We start from the raw sequence: 23,763 nt of genomic DNA, 5'->3' as shown, positions 1-23,763 counted from the left end.
ACCGTAACCATTACTGATAAATGCAAAGAATTTTTCTTTGGATTAAATTTTTTATAAGAGACCTGCCATGAGCACAACCATTGCCATCGTGTTAAACGTTTCCGGAAAAGCCTGGGCCGAGGCACCTGACGGAAGTCGCCGCCTCCTTGAGGAAGGCGGGGCGCTGATGGCAGGAGAACGACTGATCACAGAAGACGACGCAAGAATTCTTCTGGATTTCGGGTTTGGCAACTCGGCGATTGTCGAGGGTGGTACAAGCATTCTGGCAACGGCTGAAATGGCGGGCAACTTCGTTCCAGCGCGCGCAGATTCAGGCCTTGAGGACGACAGCATTGCCCAGGCTCTGGCTTCAATTGAAGAAGCGCTCGGTGGCTCCATTGAGGATGCAGAGGCGCCTGCAGCAGGTCTGGAAGGTGGCAGCTCCGGCGGTAGCAGCTCTGTTCGCCTTGCACGGATCATCGAGAGTATTGATCCGGCAGACTTTGGCATTGAGCTGTCACCTTATGACTTCAGCCGACAGTTTTCTGATGAAAGTAATGCTTCGGATGAAGATAGCGGGCTGAATACGCCGTCTGATAGCTCACCCATCCAGCCCGGCGATATTGCAATTGACTCTGTCAGCGGCGGCAATGCCACTACCCCGGCTTTTATTGTAAGCGGCTCCAGCAGCAATCTTTTACCTTCCAGCCCTGTTCTGATAACGATTACAGATCAGGACGGAAACACCGTCAGCCAACAAATCCTGGTTGGGCCTGATGGCTCCTTCACAGGGGTTTTCTTAACCTTGACGGGGCTGGTCGACGGACCTTTAACGATTGACGTAACAGGTGCAGGGTTAGATGGCGTGACGGTTTCTGACGCTGGCCAGAGCTCTCTGGACCTGACTGCAGGCGCTCTGCAGTTGAGCATCGACGAAATCGATAACGACGCACAGACCATCAGCCTGAACGGCCTGACCACCGATGTTGCACCGGGCGAAACCATCAACCTGACCATCACGGACATCGACGGCAATGTAATCACGACAACCGCCGAGGTTGGCAGCGACGGTTCATTCAGCGTTTCTGGCACTGACATTTCCGGCCTGACAGATGGCGCCCTGACCGTCAGCGCTGCAGGCACGGACCGTAATGGTAACCCGGTTTCCGACACCGCAACCGGTGCGCTGGACGCTCTTGACGGTGATCTGACAGTTGCGATTGATGCCATCGATGACGGCGCCTCAACGATCGACCTCTCGGGCACCACCACCGACGTGGCGCCGGGTGAATTGGTGAACGTCACCATTACCGATAGCAGCGGCACCCAAGCCGCCACCACCGCCACCGTCGGCGCTGACGGATCCTACTCCGTAACTGGCACCGATATCTCTGGCCTGGTTGATGGCGCGCTGACGATTGATGTCACTGCAACCGATCGCAATGGCAACACAATTTCCGATACCGCAACCGGTGCGCTGGATGCTCTTGACGGTGATCTGTCAGTCGCCATTGATTCCGTCGATAACGACGCACAGACTCTGGACCTGTCGGGCACCACCAACGATGTCACCGAGAATGCGCCGGTGACTCTGACCATCACCGACTCCTTGGGCACCACGATTACCGTCACCACTCCCGTGGACGCCAACGGCAATTACACGCTGGCGGATGTGGATATTTCCACCTTGGTGGATGGGACGTTGACTGTGGATGCCTCCACAACGGATCGCAATGGCAACCCGGTTTCCGATACCGCAACCAACACACTGAATGCCATCGACGGTGCACTGACCGTCACCGTCGACGCTGTCGATAACGGCGCTTCAGCGATCGACCTCTCGGGTACCACCACCGATGTGGCACCCGATGACCTCGTTAGCATTATCATCACCGACGTAGATGGCAGCCAAGTCACCGCCACCGCCATCGTTGCGGCGGATGGGTCCTACACCGTGATTGGCACGGATATTTCGACACTGGTCGATGGCGCTCTGACTATCGAGGCGTCTGCCACGGACCGCAACGGCAATTCGCTCTCTGACAGCGCTGCCGACACACTGAATGTCACCGACGGTGCACTGACCGTCACCGTCGATACCCTCGATAACAGCGCTTCAATGATCGACCTCTCGGGTACCACCAGTGATGTGGCGCCTGATGACCTCGTCAGCATCATCATTACGGATGTTGATGGCACTCAAGTCACGACTACCGCGATCGTTGCCGCTGACGGCTCTTACACCGCGACCGATGCAGATATTTCAACGCTGGTCGATGGCGCTCTGACCATCGAGGCGTCTGCCACGGATCGCAATGGCAACCCGGTTTCCGATACCGCAAGCGGTGCGCTGGACGCTCTTGACGGTGATCTATCAGTCGCCATTGATGCCGTCGATAACGACGCACAGACTCTGGACCTGTCGGGCACCACCAACGATGTCACCGAGAATGCGCCGGTGACTTTGACCATCATCGACTCCGTGGGCACCGCGATTACCGTCACCACTCCCGTGGACGCCAACGGCAATTACACGCTGGCGGATGTGGATATTTCCACCTTGGTGGATGGGACGTTGACGGTGGATGCCTCCGCTACGGACCGTAACGGCAACCCGGTATCCGATACCGCAACCGGTGCGCTGGACGCTCTTGCCGGTGATCTGACCGTTACTACCACAACCGTCGACGATGCCGCGAGCACAATCGATATTGCGGGCACCACCACTGACGTGGCGTCGGGTGACTCTGTCGCAATTACCATTACTGACAGCAACGGCACTCAAGCCGACACCACCGCCACTGTTGCGGCTGACGGCTCTTACACTGTATCGGACACCGACATTTCTGGCTTGGTGGATGGGACTTTGACCATTGAGGCCTCCGCTACGGACCGTAATGACAGCCCGGTTTCCGACACCACAACCGGCACTCTCGATGCCGTCATCGGCAGCCTCGACATTACCACCACCGTCGTCGATGACGCCGAAGGCACGATCAATATCACCGGCACCACCATCGACGTGATGCCCGATGACCTGGTCAGTATCATCATTACCGACGTTGATGGTACCCAAGTCAGTACCACCGCCACCGTCGGCGCTGACGGGTCCTATTCCGTCACCGACACCGACATTTCCGGGCTCGTTGACGGGGCGCTAACCGTTTCGGCTTCCGCCACCGATCGCAACAGCAATGCCGTTTCCGATACCGCAACCGGAACGTTGGATGCAACCCAAGGCGACCTGACGGTTGCCATTGATGCACTCGATAACGGCGCTTCAACGATCAACCTCTCGGGTACCACCAGCGACGTGGCGCCTGATGACCTGGTCAGCATCACCATCACCGATTCCACAGGCACCGCGATCTCCGTTACCACCACCGTGGACGTTAATGGTGATTACGATTTGACGGATGTGGATGTTTCCACCCTGGTCGACGGCGCTCTGACCATCGAAGCGTCTGCCACGGATCGCAATGGCAACCCGGTATCGGATACCGCAACCGCTGCGCTGGACGCTCTTGCCGGTGATCTGACCGTTGCGATTGATGCCGTCGATGACACCGCAGGCACGATCGATATTTTGGGCACCACCAACGACGTGGCGCCCAATGACCTGGTCAACATCACCATTACGGATGTGGATGGCACTCAAGTCACCACCACCGCCACCGTGGGAAGCGACGGCTCCTACTCTGTGAATGGCACGGATATTTCAACGCTGGTCGACGGCGCTCTGACCGTCGACGCCTCGGCCGTCGATCGCAATGGCAATGGCGTTTCCGATACCGCAACCGGTAGTCTGGATGCCACCATCGGAACCCTCGACATTACGACTACCAACGTCGATGACGCCGCGGGCACGATCGATATCACCGGCACCACCACCGACGTGGCGCCGGGTGAATTGGTAAACGTTACCATTACCGATAGCAACGGCACCCAAGCCGCCACCACCGCCATTGTCGGCGTTGACGGATCCTACTCCGTAACTGGCAACGATATCTCTGGCCTTGTTGATGGCGCGCTGACGATTGATGTCACTGCAACCGATCGCAATGGCAATCCGCTCTCTGACAACACTGCCGACACACTGAATGCCACCGACGGTGCATTGACCGTCGCTGTCGATGCCCTCGATAACAGCGCTTCAACGATCGACCTCTCGGGTACCACTGTTGACGTGGCGCCTGATGACCTGGTCAGCATCACCATCACCGACGTAGATGGCACTCAAGTCACCACCACAGCCATCGTTGCGGCGGATGGCTCCTATTCCCTGACTGATACCGATATCTCTGGCCTGGCTGATGGCGCTCTGACCATCGAGGCGTCTGCCACGGATCGCAATGGCAATCCGGTTACAGACACCGCAACCGCTGCGCTGGACGCTCTTGCCGGTGATCTGATCGTTGCGATTGATGCCGTCGATGACACCGCAGGCACGATCGATATTGCGGGCACCACTGCAGACGTGGCGCCTGATGACCTGGTCAGCATCACCATCACCGATGTGGATGGCACCCAAGTCAGCACCACCGCCATCGTTGCCGCTGACGGGTCCTACACCGTGACCGGCACCGATATCTCTGGCCTGGTCGATGGCGCTCTCACTATCGAGGCGACTGCCACAGATCGCAACGGCAATCCGGTTACAGACACGGCAACCGGCACGCTGGATGCTCTCGCAGGTGATCTGACAGTCTCTATTGATGCGGTCGATAATAATGCTCAAACAATCAACCTGTCGGGAACTACCACGGATATCGTCGGGGGCAGCAGCGTTACCCTCACAATTACGGACGCAGGTGGCGTGTCAACCAGTGTGACTGCGCTGGTAAATGCCGACGGTTCGTATTCAGCTTCCGATATTGACACCTCCGGCCTATCTAATGGGCCCATCACGGTAGAAGCATCAGGCACCGACCGTAACGGTCAGAACCTGTCCGATTCAGCCAACGGTGTTCTGGATACGAATATTGCTCCAGAAGCTGGCAACGATTCCTACGATACGAATGCGATTCAAGGGCTCTTTGGCGAGTACTATGCTTACAACGAGGGACCGGACGGCGCTAATCTGACTAATCTTGCACAAGTCGATACTTTTATTGCCGAAAATAGCGCCGACGCAACCTTCATAGGTACCTCCGTCGAATATGTTGTATCTAACGGCGGCCTCGGCGGCGAAGGCAAGCTCCAGAATTTCCTGGGGGGAGATGCGAGCTCACTGTCAAACGACCCAGTCAACAGCTCTGACGCGATCATCCGAATGAGCGGCGAGCTGGATCTGGCTCCGGGGACTTATCAATTCCAGGTTCGTGGGGATGATGGCTATCGCATCCTCGTGAACGGAGATGTCGCCATAGAAGCCGACAGAAATCAGGCTCCGACTAGCAAGACTGGCAATGAATTCACGCTTGCCGGTGAAGGTCCCCATACCATTGAAATTGTTTACTGGGATCAGGGCGGGCAAGCAGTGCTTGAGGTTGAAATTCGCCCGCAGGGCGGTACCTACGAAATCCTTGGCTCGCAGCATGTTTCACACAACGGCATTGATTCCGGGCTGATTGTTAACGAAAACCAGCCACTCACCATAGATCCATCAACGCTGCTAGACAACGACGTCGACGCCAATGGCGACCCGCTGGTTATTCAAAGTGTGCAGAACCCAGCGAACGGCAACGTTTCGCTTGATGCCAATGGCAATGTCGTCTTCACCCCTGATGACTTCTTTACTGGCGAAGCGACCTTCGAGTACACGGTAAACGACGGCCGGGGAGCCACAGATACAGCAACCGTTACCGTGAATGTGCTTCCGGCCGCTGACGCCCCAGTGCTATCGGTCTCCGATAGTACCAATGTTCAAGCCGGAGCTACTGTTATATCAACTGGTGCAGAGGATGTTGCCGTTGATCCAGACGTATATGATTCAGGCAACGGCTTAAGTCTTGCTGCACTGGAAAGCGAACTTGGAGTGGAGAGTGGGTACCTGAGTGGGCGGTTCGACCCGACTGGAGAAGGTGCAAACGACCCAGGTACCATCGCCATCAACGATGGAAAGATCACAGAAACAACGCAAGCGCTGAACGCGGACATGGTGGTTTCCTGGAATTACAACTTCGTAAACGGCGAAGACAACAAGAGCGAAGTTGAGAGAGGTTTCAACGATGTCGTTGCTCTCGTTGTGACGGCACCAAGCGGAGCGCAGGAAACCCTGCTTGTCGACTCATCGGAGAGCAAGTTTCCCGCTCAGTCTGTTAACGGAACATTCAACTACACGGCCAGTGAATCTGGCGACTACCGGTTCCAATGGCTGATTCTGAATGGCCGTGACGGCAACAAAGACTCGTCGCTGGAGCTTTTCGCCCCGTCGTTGGCCGTTCCTGGCATCACAGGCAACTTTGGTGCACTGGTACCGCTAGACATCGAAGCAGCATTGGCAGATCAGGATGGGTCAGAAAGCCTGAGCATCCTGATAGGTGGTTTACCAACAGGGGCCGCGCTGACTGCAGGTACTCAGAACGCTGACGGAACCTGGAGCTTGAGCGTTGATGAACTGGACAGTTTGCAGTTACTGACAGAAACCGGCTTCAGTGGCGACATCAGCCTCAGCATAACGGCGAGTGCGACGGAGACTGCTACGGGTGATCAACAGTCAGTCACCGAGTCCATGACGGTTACGGTTACGCAGACCAGCACGACCATCTCAGGAACCGAGCAGGCAGATGACTTGCAAGGCAGTGCTGCAAACGAACTGATCCGCGGCTACGACGGTGATGATGTTCTTGATGGCGGTGCAGGAAACGATTACCTGCTAGGCGGCGCCGGCAATGACATTCTGATCGGCGGCTCAGGCGACGACGTATTGACCGGCGGCGTAGGTGCCGATGTGTTCCGCTGGAGCCTTGGCGATGAAAGTGACAGCAGCATAGCCCGTGATGTTGTAACCGACTTCACGATTGATGCGCAGGATGGCTTCACTGGATCTGGCCAGGGCGATCAGCTTGAACTCAGCGATCTTCTTCAGGATGCATCAGCCGGAACTATCACTGACTATCTGATGGCAAAGGAAGAGGACGGGGATACCGTTCTTTATCTGAATAAAGACGGAGCGCTCAGCGATAACAGCGACAATGCTCAACAGTCCATCACTTTGAGTGGCATTACCATGGACGGACAGAGCTCTGAGCAATTCATCGACTCGATGCTGAACAACGGACACATCAAGATCGAGTGAGTAAACACCAAAACAGCTACCGGGTCAGGTCTCAGCCCTGGCCCGGTGGTTTACCAGACTAATCCGATATACACAGAACCACGAGGCGATCATCCGGCTGAATATCCAGGAAATCCCGCCTCGGAGGGTTCAACATCAGGTGCCTGCCCATAGCATCGGGCTTGCTCCGAAAGACGCCAAGTGCTATTTCGCCTTCTCCGGCCAGAGTCCGTTCCAGTAATTGAAAATCAACGCTGGCGGGAAGCGGGTAATCTCCGGGATCCCGGAACTGGATTTCTGCGCCACCGGCGGTGAACAGTTCCTCTAACACCACTCGCAACTCCCGCCTCAGTGCCACCTGGGCCAGAACATGGCTGAGAATCATCGGGCTAATGAGCATTTCACTCTGGTGCCCGTATAGCAGATGGCGGTTGTCAGGATCGCTGAGTTCCATAATGAGCTGTGGGCGCCGGGGGGCTTCGGCGAGTATGTCTTCAAGCTGAAGATAGCCAACCATTGTTCGTGCATCAGCCTCTTCGCCCGAGGCAAGCCGGTCGCTGCTTAGCAGCAGGATAGTGTCGTAACTGGCGGGGTTGATCCGGCGCAACTCATCCTCAACCATATAGTCTGCTTCGACATGGCTATAACCTTCAAAAGGTTTTCCAGCGGCATAACGGCTGAGCGCATGCTCACGCTCGGAGGCGGGCACAACGGAGACAATATCCAGCACAGGCTGCCCCGGGCCGTAACTGGAAAACTCGGCCATCAGGCTGGGCACCCTGCGGTTCCAGCCGAGTAACAAAATACGCCGACCTTCCAGTTTGTCCGCATGACCAGGGCGCTTTGCTTCGCCACGCCTGATCTCGGGCAAAGCAGCTGCCTTAGGATCTGCCTCCGTTTCGGAGTAATCCCGGGCCATCATCACAACACGGTCCTCAGCGTCTATCCGGGTTGCCGATGGTGCGGCTAAACGGATATCCCAGCCATGCTCACGTGGGCGAAGCAGGCCCAGTATGATCACGTCCGGGCGCCGGGATGCCAGCTCCCCCAGAGACAGGCCCGCTATGGATTCACCTCCGCGAACATAGATCTCATTGCCCTCACCCGCCGTGAGCAACTCGTTGTAGACTTCCGACAATCCGGGGTGCAGCACGTTCTGCACAATCAGCCGGCTGATGGTGGCGTTACCGGCGACTACTTCAATAGGTCCAGGGTAGGCTCGTTCGACGACCGGAAGCTTGCGGATATCCTGAATTTCTGCCACCACAAAAGGCAAAGGCGCATTGTACTGTCTTGCCTGGGCCGCAATCGACAAGAGAGCTTTAACGGTTTCCACATCCGAGGTAATCAGGCTGCCCGCGTCGTAGACTGCGCTGGGCACGATCACCGCAGCAGCATCAAGGCAGGCAACCCGGTGCAACGCATCTGGCTGAATGGCAGAACCGGAACGCAGAATAATCTGACGCGCGCGCCGGCCAATACCGGGCTCATTACGCAATTCATGAACCTGTTCTGCGGAAGCTTCCTCAGACAAAACCACCAGGTTCAGTCTCTGGGTATCGTGTTTTTCCAGAAACCTGCGCATGCGGCCTGATGAACCCAGCAATTCCGAAAGCAGTGGCAGCGTCTGGGTGGTCCAACCCAGCACGACCACATGTTTTTTAAGCGTAACCGGAGTCAGCCCGCGCTCGAGATCCGCCATCTTGGCAATCAACCAGCGGGTAAGGATGGCCACCAGGGTGCCCATGAATACCACATAACCGCTTATCGTCAGAAGCGTTGAAACAAAGCGCTGCCAGGTGCCCACATCATCACCCAGATACCCAGGGTCCGTGAGGCGCAGAAACGCCCACCAGACAGCAGACCCGGGGTCATCGAAATCACCTCCCTGAGGCACCACCAGCAGGCCACCGATGAGTGAAATCAGACCGATAAAAACGCCCACCACCAGTAACTGGAAGCCGGCGCCTTTTACCAGCTGCCGCTCAACAATAAACTTCACACGGTCGACTACACGGAAAGGCAGCATCGCGGGTTTTTTCATCGGTTTGTTCCAGAGGGCATTGGATTTGGCTGGGTCATGGATGACAAAGGCAATGCCAGAGCTTCCCGCAGTGACGGCGTAAACTGCAGCACCCCTTCAATAGGCCCCAGGCCACCCCGTGCAAGCGTACGCTGAGGCTGGGACTGCAGGTCTGCGATAACAATACGGGTGCCGTCGCTCTGGCAGGTAGCTATCAGCTTGTTGAGCGCGGACAGGCCACCAGCGTCGAGCACAGTAACGCCGTCCATATACAGGATGAATCCATCAACGTTTCGTGAGAGCGCCGCAAGCTCACCAAAAATCCGGTCAGCGGCTGCAAAAAACATCGGGCCATTGATTTTGAACACACGCCAGCCTGCCGGCAGGTTTTCTTCACTGACCCGCTTACCGGACGTTATGTCGGTCACCTTGGTCATCTCTGCCATTTCACGCATGAACAACACGGCGGCCAACAAAACTCCGGTGGTAATAGCGATTACCATATCCAGAGCCACAGTCAGGGAGAAGCAGGTCAGGAAGACCATCACATCACTGCGCGGCGCGGTCTTGAGCAGATGAACTGCTTTAGGCGCTTCACTCATGTTCCAGGCCACCATAATCAGCAGAGCAGCCATGGCTGGCATAGGCAGGTAGGCCAGCACTCCGGCCAGTGATATCAGAGCCAAAAGAACCACTACACCATGAATCATGGCTGCGACAGGCGATTCCGCTCCGGCACGGTAGTTTGCTGCAGATCGGGCTATTGCGGCTGTAGCAGTAATACCACCAAAAAAGGGCACCACAATATTGCCAATCCCCTGCCCCATCAGTTCACTGTTAGCGCTATGTCGCTTCCCTGTCATGCCGTCAAGCACAACGGCACACAGCAGCGATTCGATAGCACCAAGCATGGCGATGGCGAAGGCAGCCGGTAAAAGTTCACGCACCATACTCCAGGACAACCCGATAGCCTCGCCGTTGGCGTCAGCCTGCTGCCAGGGCCAGGCAAATTCCGGCAAAAAGGGCGGAATGCCAGCACCTGTGCCGCCACTCGGCAGCAAATAGCTGAACCTTGAACCTATGGTATCGATCGTGGCGCCATTCGCGTTCAGCCACACCGCCAGCATGCTTCCGATCACAACCGCCGGGAGGTGAGGCGGCACCGGCGTTTTCAGGCGCGGCCAGATCAACATAACTGCAAGCGTCACCACCGCAACCAGTGCACTCATTGTGTCCAGTGCAGGAAAGCTCTGCGCCAAAACGGCCAGTTTGTCCCAGTAATGCTCCGGCATGGTCTCAACAGACAAACCGAAAAAGTCTTTTACCTGGAGGGTCGCGATAACCACAGCAATGCCGCCGGTAAATCCGAGGGTGACAGACTCCGGAATGTACTCAATAAAGCGACCCAGCCGCATAACGGCCATCAGGATCAGAATAACGCCGGACATCAGAGTGGCCAGCAGAAGACCACCAAGCCCGTAAGTCTGGGCGATGGGATAGAGAATAACGACGAAAGCAGCAGTGGGGCCAGAGACACTGAACCGGCTACCACCCGTAAGAGCAATAATAAAACCGGCAATGAAAGCCGTGTACAGGCCATACTGCGGCGCTACGCCGCTTGCAATGGCCAGCGCCATGGCCAGGGGTATTGCGATAATGCCCACCGTAACGCCGGCCATGAGGTCGCGCAAAAAGCGGTGACCGTTGTATGGCTGGTCGATACAGGCTTCCCGAAACGCATGAGCGAGCCGGAGCGAAAAAAGGTGGGCGCGATGGGACATACTGGCCTCGAGTCTAGGAATGCATACGGGTAGCGAGGCCCTACATCATATATAATTTTGCCATGAAAAAATTACTCATTACCGTGACACTTATACTAATCGGCAACCTTACCGGGTGCGCAACCATGATCCACGCCAGCGACAGCCGCTCCGCAGTCAAACCGCAAACCCTGTATGAGGCGCGTCTGGTTGACAGTGGTGACGGCGCAGCACTCGACGTTGAATCGCTCGCCCAAAAGCTCGCCGCGATTGATGTGGTGGTGATAGGCGAATACCACGGCCACCAGGCTGCACATCTGCTGCAGTCGCAAATTCAGGCAACCCTCTACCACCAGCAACCGCTGCAGGTACTGTCGATGGAACAGTTCAACCTGAACAATCAGGCAGCGGTCGACGCCTATCTGAACGGAGTAACCGGCGAAACGGAAATGATTGAGGACAGCAGTGCCTGGGATAACTACCGTGCTTCCTACCGTCCGCTGGTTGAGTTTGCTCGTCAGCATGGCCTGCCAGTGATCGCAGCCAACGCGCCCGCAGCGGTCGTCCGCTGCGTCGGCCGCAAAGGGCCGGATTACCTGAACAAACTGCCCGCCAGTGACCGGATGGAACTGCCCGAGAACCCGTTTATGGATACCCCGGCCTATCGCGAAAAATTCGATGCCGCGATTACCGGCAGCCACGGCGCGGCAGATGAAGATATGCGCGAGCGCATGAACAACACCTACAAAGCCCAGTTGCTGCGGGATAACACTATGGCAAGCCGCATATTGGCTGCCCATGATGCGCACCCAGGTCATCAGATTGTTCACACCACCGGTACTTTTCACAGCGAAGAGCATCTGGGAACAGTTGCCATGCTCAGACAACGGGCTCCGAATTTGTCAGTTGCGGTTATTTCACCCGTAATATGGCCAGAGGATGCGGAAAAGTCTCCGTTACATGAAAACCGTAACAAGGGCGACTTTCTCTATTTTATACAGCCGCTCCCCGAAGAGTTCCTCGATAAAGATCGCGAGCGCGAAGCAATGTCTGCGCGATTTCGCCGACCCACAGAAGATACCTGCCAAGGAGATTCTCCATGAAAGTAATTGTTGCCCTCATTCTGGGTTTCAGCGCCATTATTTCAGCGTCGCTTATCAGCGACGGCCTGACTGACATGCGAACCGGTGATCGCTACGTAACCGTGAAAGGTGTTGCAGAGCGGGAGGTAAGTGCCGACCTGGCCCTGTGGCCGATCCGCTTTGTTGCGACCGGATCCAGCCTCAACGATGCCCAGGAAAAAGCACGCAGCAGTCGCAATGCCATCATGGCCTTCCTGAAGCTGCAGGCGATCAGTGACAGCGCAGTCGAGCTGCAGCGCCTGGATGTTACCGATACCCGCGCCAATCCCTACCAGGACAACAACGAGCAGAAATTCATCATCAGCCAGACTCTGATGGTACGCAGCGAGGATATTGAAAAAATCCGCCAGGCTGCGCAAGGTGTCAGCGAGCTGGTCGATTCCGGTGTGGTACTGTCCTCCGACTATGGCCCAAGCGGTCCGACCTATTTGTTTAACGGGCTCAATGACATCAAACCGGCCATGATCGCTGAAGCCACTGCCTCAGCCCGTGAAGCCGCCAGCCAGTTTGCAGAAGATGCGAAAACCGGGCTGGGCGATCTGCGCCGCGCCAATCAAGGCGTATTCCAGATACTGGCCCGTGATCAGGCCCCAGGCATTTCCGAGCAACAACACCCGATAAAAACCGTAAGGGTGGTTTCAACCGTTGAGTACTATTTACGGTAGCAACCTTGAAAAGGCCCGAATCTACTGGGTCTGAACCATTTCATCTGTCACCCGATACTCACCCACCAGCCAGCGCAGAATTTCGCTGGCTGCCGGGTGGTCATAGGCATCGTAGGTGCGCATCAGGCTTTGTCGTTTTTCCTCACTGATACGTCCCAGACCGGCATCCTGCAACACCAGCAGGTCGGCATGAAGCTGGCCCGCCAACTCCCTCCCGAGCACGTCCTTCGCGGCCTGGCGAAAAGCCTGTCCGTACTGGTATTCCGTACCCTGGCGATACGATTCAGCCAGCGTTATCGCCGGAATCGTAGTGAGCACGGGCTGCAGCGCCGGGTTGATGCCATGGCCTGCCAGATAAGCGCCATTGGCGGCCGGGCGGCCGGTAAACGCTCGCAAGTGCAAATGCTGCGACATGCGATCACCGTCATTCACCGGGTAATTGTCCCAGAGCACAGGCTTGCGCCCGAGCCTGTCGCTAACGCGCTTGAGGTGCCCGGGAGAGATCTCTCTCGAACAGACCTCCTCGCCTGTCCAGAAGACCTGAATATCATGGTCCAGAAGGCGGCCAAGGGTTTCCAGATAGGCCACTGGCCGCTCACCAAACACGCGATCCAGCACCGGATCGTCAGAATAATAACTGGGGCAAAGCGAAAGGTGGCGAGCCCGGGTACGCTCCCGGATCCAGTGCATGATGTCTATCTGGGTTTCAGCAAGTGCAGGCGTATCGGTGCGCATGTCGTCAAAAAGAATAGCGAGTTCGTCAATACCAATGCGATCAAGCAGCTCAAGTTTCGCGGCAAGCGCGGAACGGGCAGCATCATCAAACCGGTTAAAGATCTCAAAGGGGCTGAGCCCGACACCGAATCTCACACCTTGCTGACGGCAAAACCGACCAAACTCTGCCAGCTCCGCAACCATTGCAGGCGGGTGAGGTTCCTGCCAGCGCCGGCGCAGAAACGCGTCTGCCTTGGGCGCATAGAGATAGAAACCATAGCCATGCGGCGCCAATGCCCGCACCAGCTGTTTTCGCTCCTGCCAGTTCCATACCGGCCCGTAGAAGCCCTCGATAATCCCCAGCGTTGTGCTCATAGCGCCCTCCCTGTGGCAGCCCGGTGTATTACCACATGGTATACCTGCGGCAAGCGAATGGTATATCCCATGCGTATTGCCGGCTGCCAAAGCAGGCTACTATGAGCAAAATTTCGACGGAATCAGCTATGAACTCTTCCACGGCCCGGCTAGGAAGCCTTGATGCATTGCGAGGCCTCGCTGCGCTTGGGGTCGTGCTTTTTCATTACCTGCCCTACTACGACAAGCTCTTCGGTCACGCGTTCGAGTTGCCGCAACTGCTGACAGACACTCTGCTGTTCGGCCGCTACGGCGTGCACCTGTTTTTCATTCTCAGCGGCTTTGTCATTTTCATGACCCTTGAGCGCACCCGAAATGCCGCCTTGTTCGGGATGGCCAGGGGGATGCGACTACTACCTGCACTCTGGACCGGCATTGTTCTTACTTTCATCTCGGTGCACCTTCTTGGCCCTGAAAGCCGCGCCGTCAGCTTTGAAACTGCGTTGCTTAACGCAACGCTGCTGCATGAGTACCTCGGTGCCGAACACGTGGATGGCGCTTACTGGAGCCTGGTAATAGAGGCCACGTTTTACGCCTGGATGGCGTTGTTGTTCTACACTCTCCGCGACTGGTCACGGCTTCGCCTCGCCTTCTGGGCGTGGATGCTGGTGAGCTACGCTGGCGTAATATGGTGGAAACAGATACCCGAAAGTCTGGAATTTCTGGTCAAGGATCTGATGTTCGTTAAATACGCTCCGTTATTTATTGGCGGCATGTTGATTTTCCGTATTTATAAATACGGCCGTCCAGCGGCCAGCGACGCAATATTGCTGGCGTTGGCCGTTTGCCATGGTCTGGTGACATACAAACTGCCCTACAGCCTTTTTGTGCTTGGTTGCTTCACCGTGTTTTCCCTTGCCGTGGCGGGACGTCTGAACTGGCTGGCAAATACGCCCATGCTCTGGTTGGGCCGCCTGTCATACAGTTTGTATCTGGTGCATCAGAATATTGGCTATGGAGTGATTACCTGGAGCTACAACGCGGGGCTACCCGGCTGGCTCGGTGTCTGCCTCGCCCTTTGCATGGCCCTTCTTCTGGCATCAGCGATCCACTACAGTATTGAAAAACCGGCATTGCAACGATTCCGGGCCTGGCGCAGCCGTGCAGACGCATCGCCGGCCCCGGGAGCAACAGCAAAGGCAATCGACTAGACTGGTAGTTAATTAGAACTCTGAACAAACACCTGATTGATGGAGTTAGGCCATGGAGATAAAAACCTTTGAGGATCTGATCGACTGGACCCGCCAATTGCATTCTCATCTGGCGAGGTGCCTGCACGAGTCTGCAGGAAAGCACAAAAATGAGCGCGCCAGTGCCCTGCTGGACTATATTGCACGCCATGAGCAACTGCTTGCCGAAGCCGTAACTGAGTTTGAAAAGCAGGCCGATCCGAAGGTCCTTAACACCCGGCTCTATGATTATCTGAACCATAAACCCATCAAACCCGGCCAGGCTTGCGATACGCGGTTTGCCACGCTTGGTTTCGACGACATAGCCCGGGAAATTTTCGCATTCCACGATCAGGTCATGGACCTTTATGACTCACTGATTGGCAAAGCAGAAATCGAGGGTGCCAAGACCCTGCTGGAAAACCTGCTGTCACTTGAGCAACATGAGGCCATGCGGTTGTCCAGCCAGATTGGCCGAATGAGTGATCTCTGAGCAAAACTACGACCTATGTCGTAGATGGATCGTTTTTTATTTAACTGACCACTCATAGTTGATAATGTGAACCAGTTGCACGGCGTTCCTCAGGGAATGCTCGCTCGACCAAAACAATGACAAAAGGACACAAGAGCAATGAAGATCCGTTCCGTTTTCTCCGCGGCGGTACTCGCTGTGGCAGCAACCTTCGCCTCTACACAGGCAATGGCTCAGGACACATTCACTCTCAAAATGGCAGAGACCTGGGGTCCGAATTTCCCGATTTTCGGCGATACCACCAAGAACTTCGCCAAATCCGTTGAGACCATGTCCAACGGGCGCCTGAAAATCCGCATAGATTCTTCCAACAAGCACAAAGCTCCCTTGGGCGTGTTTGATATGGTCAAGGCCGGCCAGTATGACATGGGCCACTCCGCGTCCTATTACTGGAAAGGCAAGGTTCCCGAAACCCTGTTCTTCACCAGCATGCCGTTTGGCATGAACGCCATCGAACAGTATGCCTGGTTTTATCATGGCGGCGGCATGGAACTGATGCAGGAAGTCTATGCGCCACACAACATGCTGTCGTTCCCTGGCGGCAACACCGGCGTGCAGATGGGCGGCTGGTTCCGTGAGGAAATCAAATCACTTGAAGATCTTCAGGGCCTGAAAATGCGTATTCCGGGCTTCGCTGGCGAAGTCTTCGCTGAAGTTGGCGTAAACCCTACCAACATCGCTCCTGGCGAGCTTTACACAGCGCTTGAACGCAACACTATTGATGCGGTTGAGTGGGTAGGTCCGGCTCTTGATCTTCGTCTTGGCTTCCAACAGATCGCAGACTACTACTACACCGGGTGGCACGAGCCTTCCACAGAGCTTCAGTTCCTTGTGAACAAGAAAGTCTGGGAAAAACTGCCTGCCGATTTGCAGGAAATCATGCGCGTTGCCATGCGTACGGCTTCTTACAACATGTTGGTAATGTCACAGCACGAAAACGCCAAAGCCTGGGCCAGCATCAAGAAAGATTACCCGAACGTACAGATCAAGCAGTTCCCACAGGACATTTTCCAGGCTATGTATGATGCTAACAAAAAGCTTCTGAAAGAAGCCGCTGCAAGCAACGAACAAGCGGCCCGGATTGTGAAGTCCCAGGAAGACTATCTGGAGCAGAGCCGCGCTTATACTGATATTTCTGAGCGTGCATACCTAAACACAATGGGCACAGTCGAGTAAGATACAGGCTTTAATGGAGCCGGGTTCGCTCTGCAAGCGATCCCGGTTTTGTTGTTTATAGCAATAGCAGAATCGCCGGTTCCCTGGCGGAGGAATTTGAATGCAGTGGATTATAAAGCTGGATGACGGTCTCGCCCGTTTATCCTATCTCTGTGGCTGGGTTGCCTGTGTCGCGATGCTGTTAATGGCCGGTAACGTTTTTTACGACGTTGTTGCCCGCTACGCATTCAACGAAGTGTCCATCGGTATGCAGGAGATGGAGTGGCATCTTTATTCGGTGGTATTCCTGCTCGGCATTCCCTATGCATTGCGCACGGACGGCCATGTGCGGGTTGATGTGTTCTATACCCGCTGGAGCAACAAGGCCAAGGCATGGGTGAATCTCACGGGCGCCCTGCTTTTCGTGGTGCCATTTGCTTATTTAATCGGCATTTACGGCTACGCCTTTGCTCTGGACTCCTACAGCATGGGTGAAGGCAGTGGCGATCCAGGCGGCCTGCCCCATCGCTGGCTCATCAAATCAGTGATCCCGATCTCAGCATTTTTTATCGCCACCGCAGGCCTCAACATGGCGACCTTTGCTCTCCGTGTGCTGTCTGGTGAAAAACAGTACGAAGGTGAGCACAGCGGGGGGGGCCTCGCATGATTGGTATGATCATGTTCCTCGTCGCCCTTTTCATGTTGATGCTGGGCTTTCCTGTCGCCTTTACGTTTGGCGGCGTCGCATTGTTCTTTGGCATATTTGCAGAGGGCATGGATCTGTTCGCCTTCATGCCGTATCGCATCATGAGCGTGATGCAGAATACCGTGCTGATGGCTGTGCCTCTGTTTATTTTCATGGGCGTCGTCCTGCAGCGTACTCGCCTGGCCGAGCAGCTTCTGACCTCCATGGGCCGTCTGTTTGGCGGCCTGCCCGGCGGTCTGGCCATCTCGACCATTCTGGTTGGTGCCCTGCTGGCCGCCTCCACCGGCGTCGTCGGCGCAAGTGTGGTTGCCATGGGCCTGATTTCCCTGCCGGTCATGCTGGCCCACAAGTACGACAAGCGCCTGGCAACTGGCACCATTTGCGCAGCAGGTACGCTGGGGCAGATCGTTCCCCCCTCCATCATTCTGATTATTCTGGGCGACGTTCTGGGGCTTCCGGTTGGCGATCTTTTCAAGGCAGCCGTCGGGCCTGGCGTGGTTCTTATCGGGCTCTATATTGCCTATATCCTGATCATGACGCGCTTTAAGCCAGAGACAGCTCCGGCCATGCCGGAAGACAGCAGCATTTCCCGTAAAAAGGAAATCATGAACGCTCTGCTGGCGATTATTCCGCCGCTGGCGTTGATTGTTATTGTGCTTGGTTCCATCTTTACCGGCATTGCAACACCTACAGAATCCTCTGCATTGGGCGGCGTCGGTGCCATTATTCTGGCCATCATCTATCGCCAGTTCTCATTCCAGATGGTTTGGGATGCCTCGAAAGACACAGTCAAAGTGACGGCTATGGTGTTCGCGATCCTGATCGGTGCAACCGCCTTCTCAATGGTCTTCAGCTACACAGGTGGCGACTATCTGCTGGAAGAGTGGATGCTGGCACTACCTGGCGAGAAATGGGGCTTTATCATCCTCGCCATGCTGGTGATTATGGTGTTGGGCTTCTTCATCGATTTTGTGGAAATCTCTTTCATCATCGTGCCTATTCTGGCGCCGGTGGCTGAGGCTCTGGGCATTAACATGCTCTGGTTTGCCATTCTGATTGCCATGAACCTGCAAACCAGCTTCCTCACACCGCCTTTCGGGTTCTCTTTGTTTTACCTTAAAGGGGTCGCGCCACCGGAAGTTCGAACGGTCGACATCTACAAAGGGGTCTTGCCTTTTATCCTCTTGCAGATTTTGGTACTGGCGATGATTGTGATTTTCCCTGAATGGTTCGGCATGAGCTCCTCATACTGATATAAAGTGCAGCCGGGTCCCGTGACCCGGCTGCTTTTACTCTCCCCCTTCCTTTTTTTCTCGCACTTTTTTCAATAGCTGCCTCACCTGATTTTCCGTCATACCTGACAAAAACAGAACATTTTCTATACTGAACGGACAGCCGGCATTTCTCAGACGCGCATTCGAGACAAGCCCTGACGCAAAGCCGTCAGCCTGAGCAGCAATGTTAAGGTAGAAAAGGGAGCAGAATCCGTGAATCAGCATAGTGCCCAGACTCGCACTCAGAAACCTGCGAAGAGCACCGGGCCCAATGAGCAGACTAATAAACCCCACATCCTGAAACTGCCCTTACAGGACACTCACGTAGACCGGGAGCCTCATTCCTATGAGCGCTGGCTCGTTAACAAGCTGATGCGCATGGCCGGGTCTCCCCCAATTCGCTTCCGGCTTTGGAACGGCGATGTGATTGAGCCTCATGGCCAGCAGGCCCGGTTTACGCTGCATCTCGCTGACCCAAAAGCGCTCTATACGCTGGTCACCAATCCGAACCTGGCTTTTGGCGATCTGTACAGCGCCGGCCGCCTGGGTATCGAAGGTGATCTAACCGACCTGATGGAAGCACTCTACCGGACCATTCATCAGGCTCGTCAGAAATGGCCGCGATGGCTTGAGGCTCTATGGCGCAACCACACTCCCCGATCAACTGGCCTGTCGGAGGCGCGGGATAACATTCACCACCATTACGATCTGGGCAATGATTTCTATCAGCTCTGGCTCGACAGCGCCGAAATGCAGTACACCTGCGCCTATTACGAACGGCCGGAACTAAGCCTGGAGCAAGCACAACTGGCGAAGCTGGAGCATGTATGCAGAAAACTCAGGCTCCGGCCCGGTATGACCGTGGTTGAGGCCGGATGCGGCTGGGGCGGCCTGGCTCGCTATATGGCCAGGAATTATGGGGTGCAGGTCCATGCCTACAACATTTCCAGGGAGCAGGTCTCATATGCCCGGGAGCAAGCCCAGAAACAGGGGCTTGATACGCTGATTGACTATATTGAAGACGATTATCGCAACATTCAGGGCCAGTACGATGCATTCGTTTCGGTTGGCATGCTGGAGCATGTGGGCAAGGAGAATTATCTCGCACTATCTGACCTGATAAAGCGTTCACTGAAGCCGGATGGCATGGCGCTCATTCACAGCATTGGTCGTAACCGGCCTATGCTGATGAATGCCTGGATTGAGAAGCGCATTTTCCCGGGTGCTTATCCACCCAGCATCGGAGAGTTTATGGCACTGTGCGAGCATGGCGACTTCTCCGTCCTGGATGTGGAAAATCTCCGTCTCCACTATGCCCGAACCCTGAGCGCCTGGATGGAGCGCTTCAACGCAGCGGAAGACGCCGTCTCCGAAATGTACGACCAGAACTTTACCAGGGCCTGGCGTATGTACCTGGCAGGCTCCATCGCCGCTTTCCGGGCCGGCTCGTTGCAGCTTTTTCAAGTTGTGTTCACCCATGGCGACAATAATCACCTGCCTGCAACCCGGCAAGATCTGTACAACTTCCCCGCTGCACCCGAAAACGTTTGAGGTTACCGGAAATGGAAGCATACGATCTGATTATCGTTGGCGCAGGCCCGGCAGGATCTACCCTGGCAAAAGCCCTTGAGAATAGCGGCAAGCGCGCCTTGCTAATCGACAAACAGGACTTCCCGCGGGACAAAACCTGCGCCGGTTGGGTAACGCCCTCGGTTATCGAAACTTTGGGCATTGATTTAGACGACTACGGGAACGGCCGCACACTCCAGCCCATAAGGCGTTTCCGGATCGGCATGATGGGGCAACAGGCGGTCGAAAATGACCATGGCGGTGTCGTCAGCTATGGCATAAGACGCTGTGAATTTGATGATTATCTGCTGGCGCGCACAAGCACGCCCAAAAAGCTTGGCACCCCCGTTAAAAACATTACCCGTAAAGACGGTAACTGGCTGATCAATGACGCTTGGTCGACTCCGCTATTAGTGGGGGCCGGAGGGCACTTCTGCCCGGTCGCCAGACTGGTTGGCGATGGCCCGGGAAGCCATGAAACAGTGGTGGCCGCCAAGGAGATCGAATTCGAAATGACCCAGGAGCAGGCAAAAGCCTGCGAGGCCCGGGGCGATACACCAGAGCTCTGGTTTTGCAAGGATCTGAAAGGCTACGCCTGGGTCTTTCGCAAAGGCAACTATCTGAACGTTGGACTTGGCCGGGAAGATAATCACAAGCTCACCGGGCATTTACAGGACTTTGTAGAAGCCATGAAAACGGCCGGTCGGGTTCCGGAAGCGTTGTCCGGCCGTTTCAAAGGCCACGCATATTTGCTTTATGATCATGCCGGGCGGGCACTGGTGAACGATGGCCTGCTGCTGATCGGCGATGCGGCCGGGCTTGCCTACACCCAGAGCGGGGAAGGTATTCGGCCGGCTATTGAATCCGCATTGCTGGCAGCTGAGGTGATCCGCCAGGCACAAAACTTCTCCGCAACCTCTCTGCAGGCATACGGCGATGCCATAGCAAAGCGTTTTGGCCATCGTGACTCTCGCAAAGAGGAGGGCTTTCAAGTGCCGGAATGGATCAGAGTGCCACTGGCCAGCACCCTTATGCGATCCCACTGGTTTACGCGCAAAGTGGTCACTGAAAAATGGTTTCTGCACCAGGAGGTATCTGCCCTCACATCAAACACGTAATGCGCGGCTTGCTTTCGGAATATAAAAAAGGTGGCCAATTGGCCACCTTTGAATCGTTCCTGATCAGCTGTTTCTGGCGCTTAGTGGCCCAGGTAGCTTCGATACATCCAGACGGTTTTTTCCTGCTGGGAAATATAATCACTCATCAGCGCAACGGTGCCTTCATCACTTGCATCGCCCGCCAGGCTGAGTAATTCCCTCTGCTTGCCTATCAGCTTGGCGAAGCTGTCCACGATGTTGTTCATGGCTGCTTTGCCATCAGCAACGTCTTTCTGCTCAGGAATTTCGGAGCGCTCGATGTAGGTGCTGTAAGCATGGAAAGGCCGGTGCCCCAATGTCAGGACGCGCTCTGCAATCTCATCAATCTTGAGCAGCAAATCGTCGTACAGCTCTTCAAATTTCACGTGAAGCTCAAAGAAGTTATCACCCTTGATGTTCCAATGGTAACCGCGCACGTTCATGTAAAAGATCTGATAGTTGGACAGCAGATCGTTGAGAGAATCCGCCAGCTTTACGGTTTTTTCCTTGTCCAGACCAATGAAATTCTTAGTCATTACATGCCTCCTTCGTGGCTATTAAATCGAGCTTGAAACCACCTTAGCCCAAGCCCTCATGTCCGTGAAGTACAGTTAAACAATACCGGCCATAGTGGCGATTAATTAACAGTGCCAGCCTGTATAGTGCACGTTAATTTCCTGCGAGCGCTTATGTTTATACGCCAGGGCCGCAATCGGTACAGTCGCCTGCTGGAACTGGCCCGATGTTGAGGTTTCGGTTGAGATCCCTGAGTGCAGTTCTCACACCTTCTTCAATAACCGGGTGGTAAAATGGCATTTCAAGCATTTCGCTGACGGTTAAACGTCGCTGTGCCGACCAGGCCAGCAAATGGGCGATGTGCTCAGCTGCCGGGCCAAACATTTCTGCACCCATGAACAGCCCGCTACCATGCTCTCCGTAGACTCTCAGCAAACCGCTGTTTTTACCGATCACCCGGCTGCGGCCCTGATTCTCGAACGACACCTCACCTACTGCGAACCGACCGCTGCACCGTTCATCCACCTCATTTATTGTCAAACCGACACTGGCTATCTGGGGGTCGGTGAACACAACTGCAAGGGGAGTGCTTCTGTTGCCTGCTTTTACTTCCGGGTAAGACGCCGCGTTATTACCCGCAATCCGCCCCTCGTCGGCGGCCTCGTGCAACAGTGGCAAATTATTGTTCGCATCGCCGGCAATAAAGATGTGGCTTTGACCGCAACGCAGCGTGTGCGGATCGAACAACGGCATGCCTTTGTCGTCGAGCTCAATATCTGCATTCTGTATATCCAGGCTATCAACGTTAGGCCGTCGCCCGGTAGCCGCGAGCAGATACTCGAATGTTTCGGTTTTTTCGCCAGCGCTGCCGTCAGTGAACGTGACAGCCACTCCGCCATCCACTCGCTCAACCCGTTTCACGTCACCATCCGGATCCAGTGGAAACTCTTCGTTGAAACGCTTGAGTGCATATTCACGAATACTGTCATCCTGGATCGGGCCAACCGCGCCGCCCACACCGAACATTCTTACCCTAACACCCAGGCGGCTCAGCGCCTGCCCCAGTTCCAGACCGATCACCCCTGGCCCAAAAACCACCACAGATTCCGGCAAATCCTGCCATTCGAAAATATCATCATTCACTACCAGGCGGTCTTTCGCTTCTTTAAGGAAGCCCGGAATATTAGGGCGGGAACCGGTTGCGATAATGATCCGCTGGGCGTGGATTTCGATCTCGTTGTTAACGATAAGGCGGTTGGGCCCGGCGAAGCGGGCATGGCCCTTGATTCGATGCGTTTCAGGAAACTCTTCCACAGAGCGTATAACCGAACCAACAAACCGGTCACGCTCCGAACGCACACGTGCCATAACACGCTTTCCATCCACTGAAATCTTGCCGGCAGACACCCCGAACAGTTCTCCCTGCGCCATCTGATAAGCATTGTCCGCAGCTGCGAGCAACAATTTGCTCGGCATGCAGCCCACTCTCGCACACGTCGTGCCGTATTGATCGCCTTCAATCAGCACAACCTCGTCTGTAACCTTTCGCACGCGGCTGTAGGCCACCATTCCGGCCGTCCCTGCACCGATGATGGCAACGTCAACTTCTCGCTTTTCCATAAAACAGTCTCCAGACCGATGTTCCCGTGAGCCGGGAACGTGGGTGAAACAATAAATCCTGTATACGCCAGTATAGGGGGCAGAATTGTTTTATGCGGTACGTGAAAAAACCTGCGGCTGGATTTATGCTGGCAGGCTTGTGAACATTCTGACAACCCTGAATACAGAGC

15 protein-coding genes are annotated in these 23,763 nt (G+C 55.4%); 10 read left to right on the top strand and 5 right to left on the bottom strand.

What is annotated here, in order from left to right; translation table 11 throughout:
- Window positions 1-67 precede the first annotated feature (67 nt).
- A complete protein-coding gene (locus tag ACN0RL_RS08895; protein ID WP_417515823.1) occupies window positions 68-7,219 on the top strand; it encodes an Ig-like domain-containing protein in 7,152 nt (2,383 codons plus the stop codon).
- A 58-nt stretch (window positions 7,220-7,277) separates the two neighbouring features.
- Here the strand turns inward: ACN0RL_RS08895 and ACN0RL_RS08890 are convergent, their stop codons facing one another.
- Together ACN0RL_RS08890 and dauA are read right to left on the bottom strand one after the other, a co-directional pair.
- A complete protein-coding gene (locus ACN0RL_RS08890; RefSeq protein ID WP_417515853.1) occupies window positions 7,278-9,227 on the bottom strand; it encodes a CASTOR/POLLUX-related putative ion channel in 1,950 nt (649 codons plus the stop codon).
- 11 nt (window positions 9,228-9,238) lie between these two features.
- A complete protein-coding gene (dauA, locus tag ACN0RL_RS08885) occupies window positions 9,239-11,002 on the bottom strand; it encodes a C4-dicarboxylic acid transporter DauA (protein ID WP_417515821.1) in 1,764 nt (587 codons plus the stop codon).
- Window positions 11,003-11,127: 125 nt separating this feature from the next.
- Here dauA and ACN0RL_RS08880 point away from each other — a divergent pair, with 125 nt between their 5' ends.
- A complete protein-coding gene (locus ACN0RL_RS08880; protein ID WP_417515819.1) occupies window positions 11,128-12,084 on the top strand; it encodes a ChaN family lipoprotein in 957 nt (318 codons plus the stop codon).
- Complete coding sequence (locus tag ACN0RL_RS08875; protein WP_417515817.1) at window positions 12,081-12,788, top strand: SIMPL domain-containing protein; 708 nt, start codon at window positions 12,081-12,083, stop codon at window positions 12,786-12,788. The genes ACN0RL_RS08880 and ACN0RL_RS08875 overlap by 4 nt, the downstream gene beginning before the upstream one ends.
- A 21-nt stretch (window positions 12,789-12,809) precedes the next feature.
- Here the strand turns inward: ACN0RL_RS08875 and ACN0RL_RS08870 are convergent, their stop codons facing one another.
- Window positions 12,810-13,877: a beta-N-acetylglucosaminidase domain-containing protein gene (locus ACN0RL_RS08870; protein WP_417515815.1), complete on the bottom strand. Its 1,068-nt coding sequence runs from the start codon at window positions 13,875-13,877 to the stop codon at window positions 12,810-12,812.
- 128 nt (window positions 13,878-14,005) lie between these two features.
- Between ACN0RL_RS08870 and ACN0RL_RS08865 the strand changes: the two genes are divergently transcribed.
- From ACN0RL_RS08865 to ACN0RL_RS08835, 7 genes are all read left to right on the top strand, one after another.
- Window positions 14,006-15,067: an acyltransferase family protein gene (locus tag ACN0RL_RS08865; protein ID WP_417515813.1), complete on the top strand. Its 1,062-nt coding sequence runs from the start codon at window positions 14,006-14,008 to the stop codon at window positions 15,065-15,067.
- Between the two features lie 52 nt (window positions 15,068-15,119).
- The gene (locus ACN0RL_RS08860) at window positions 15,120-15,578 is read left to right on the top strand and encodes an ATPase (RefSeq protein ID WP_417515811.1); all 459 of its coding nucleotides are present in this window, start codon (window positions 15,120-15,122) and stop codon (window positions 15,576-15,578) included.
- A 138-nt stretch (window positions 15,579-15,716) separates the two neighbouring features.
- Window positions 15,717-16,793, top strand: coding sequence for a TRAP transporter substrate-binding protein (locus ACN0RL_RS08855; protein ID WP_417515809.1), 1,077 nt, complete (start codon window positions 15,717-15,719; stop codon window positions 16,791-16,793).
- Window positions 16,794-16,893: 100 nt separating this feature from the next.
- Window positions 16,894-17,439, top strand: a complete 546-nt coding sequence (locus ACN0RL_RS08850) for a TRAP transporter small permease subunit (protein WP_417515807.1) — start codon at window positions 16,894-16,896, stop codon at window positions 17,437-17,439.
- Window positions 17,436-18,731, top strand: coding sequence for a TRAP transporter large permease (locus ACN0RL_RS08845; RefSeq protein WP_417515805.1), 1,296 nt, complete (start codon window positions 17,436-17,438; stop codon window positions 18,729-18,731). Before ACN0RL_RS08850 ends, ACN0RL_RS08845 begins: the two co-directional genes overlap by 4 nt.
- 315 nt (window positions 18,732-19,046) lie before the next feature.
- Entirely contained in the window at window positions 19,047-20,303 is a 1,257-nt protein-coding gene (locus tag ACN0RL_RS08840) for a class I SAM-dependent methyltransferase (RefSeq protein ID WP_417515851.1), read from the top strand.
- A gap of 11 nt (window positions 20,304-20,314) precedes the next feature.
- A complete protein-coding gene (locus tag ACN0RL_RS08835; RefSeq protein ID WP_417515803.1) occupies window positions 20,315-21,439 on the top strand; it encodes an NAD(P)/FAD-dependent oxidoreductase in 1,125 nt (374 codons plus the stop codon).
- An 80-nt stretch (window positions 21,440-21,519) separates the two neighbouring features.
- Here ACN0RL_RS08835 and ACN0RL_RS08830 read toward each other — a convergent pair whose 3' ends face one another.
- Together ACN0RL_RS08830 and ACN0RL_RS08825 are read right to left on the bottom strand one after the other, a co-directional pair.
- Window positions 21,520-21,993: a Dps family protein gene (locus ACN0RL_RS08830; protein ID WP_417515801.1), complete on the bottom strand. Its 474-nt coding sequence runs from the start codon at window positions 21,991-21,993 to the stop codon at window positions 21,520-21,522.
- 157 nt (window positions 21,994-22,150) lie between these two features.
- On the bottom strand, window positions 22,151-23,593 hold the full coding sequence (locus ACN0RL_RS08825) for a dihydrolipoyl dehydrogenase (protein ID WP_417515799.1): 1,443 nt from the start codon (window positions 23,591-23,593) through the stop codon (window positions 22,151-22,153).
- Between the last annotated feature and the right edge of the window lie 170 nt (window positions 23,594-23,763).

Origin of the sequence: Marinobacter sp., assembly GCF_048259445.1 — a bacterium.
GTDB lineage: Bacteria > Pseudomonadota > Gammaproteobacteria > Pseudomonadales > Oleiphilaceae > Marinobacter.
Note: the sequence above shows the minus strand (reverse complement) of the source record. Positions and strands in the feature narration are given on the sequence as shown.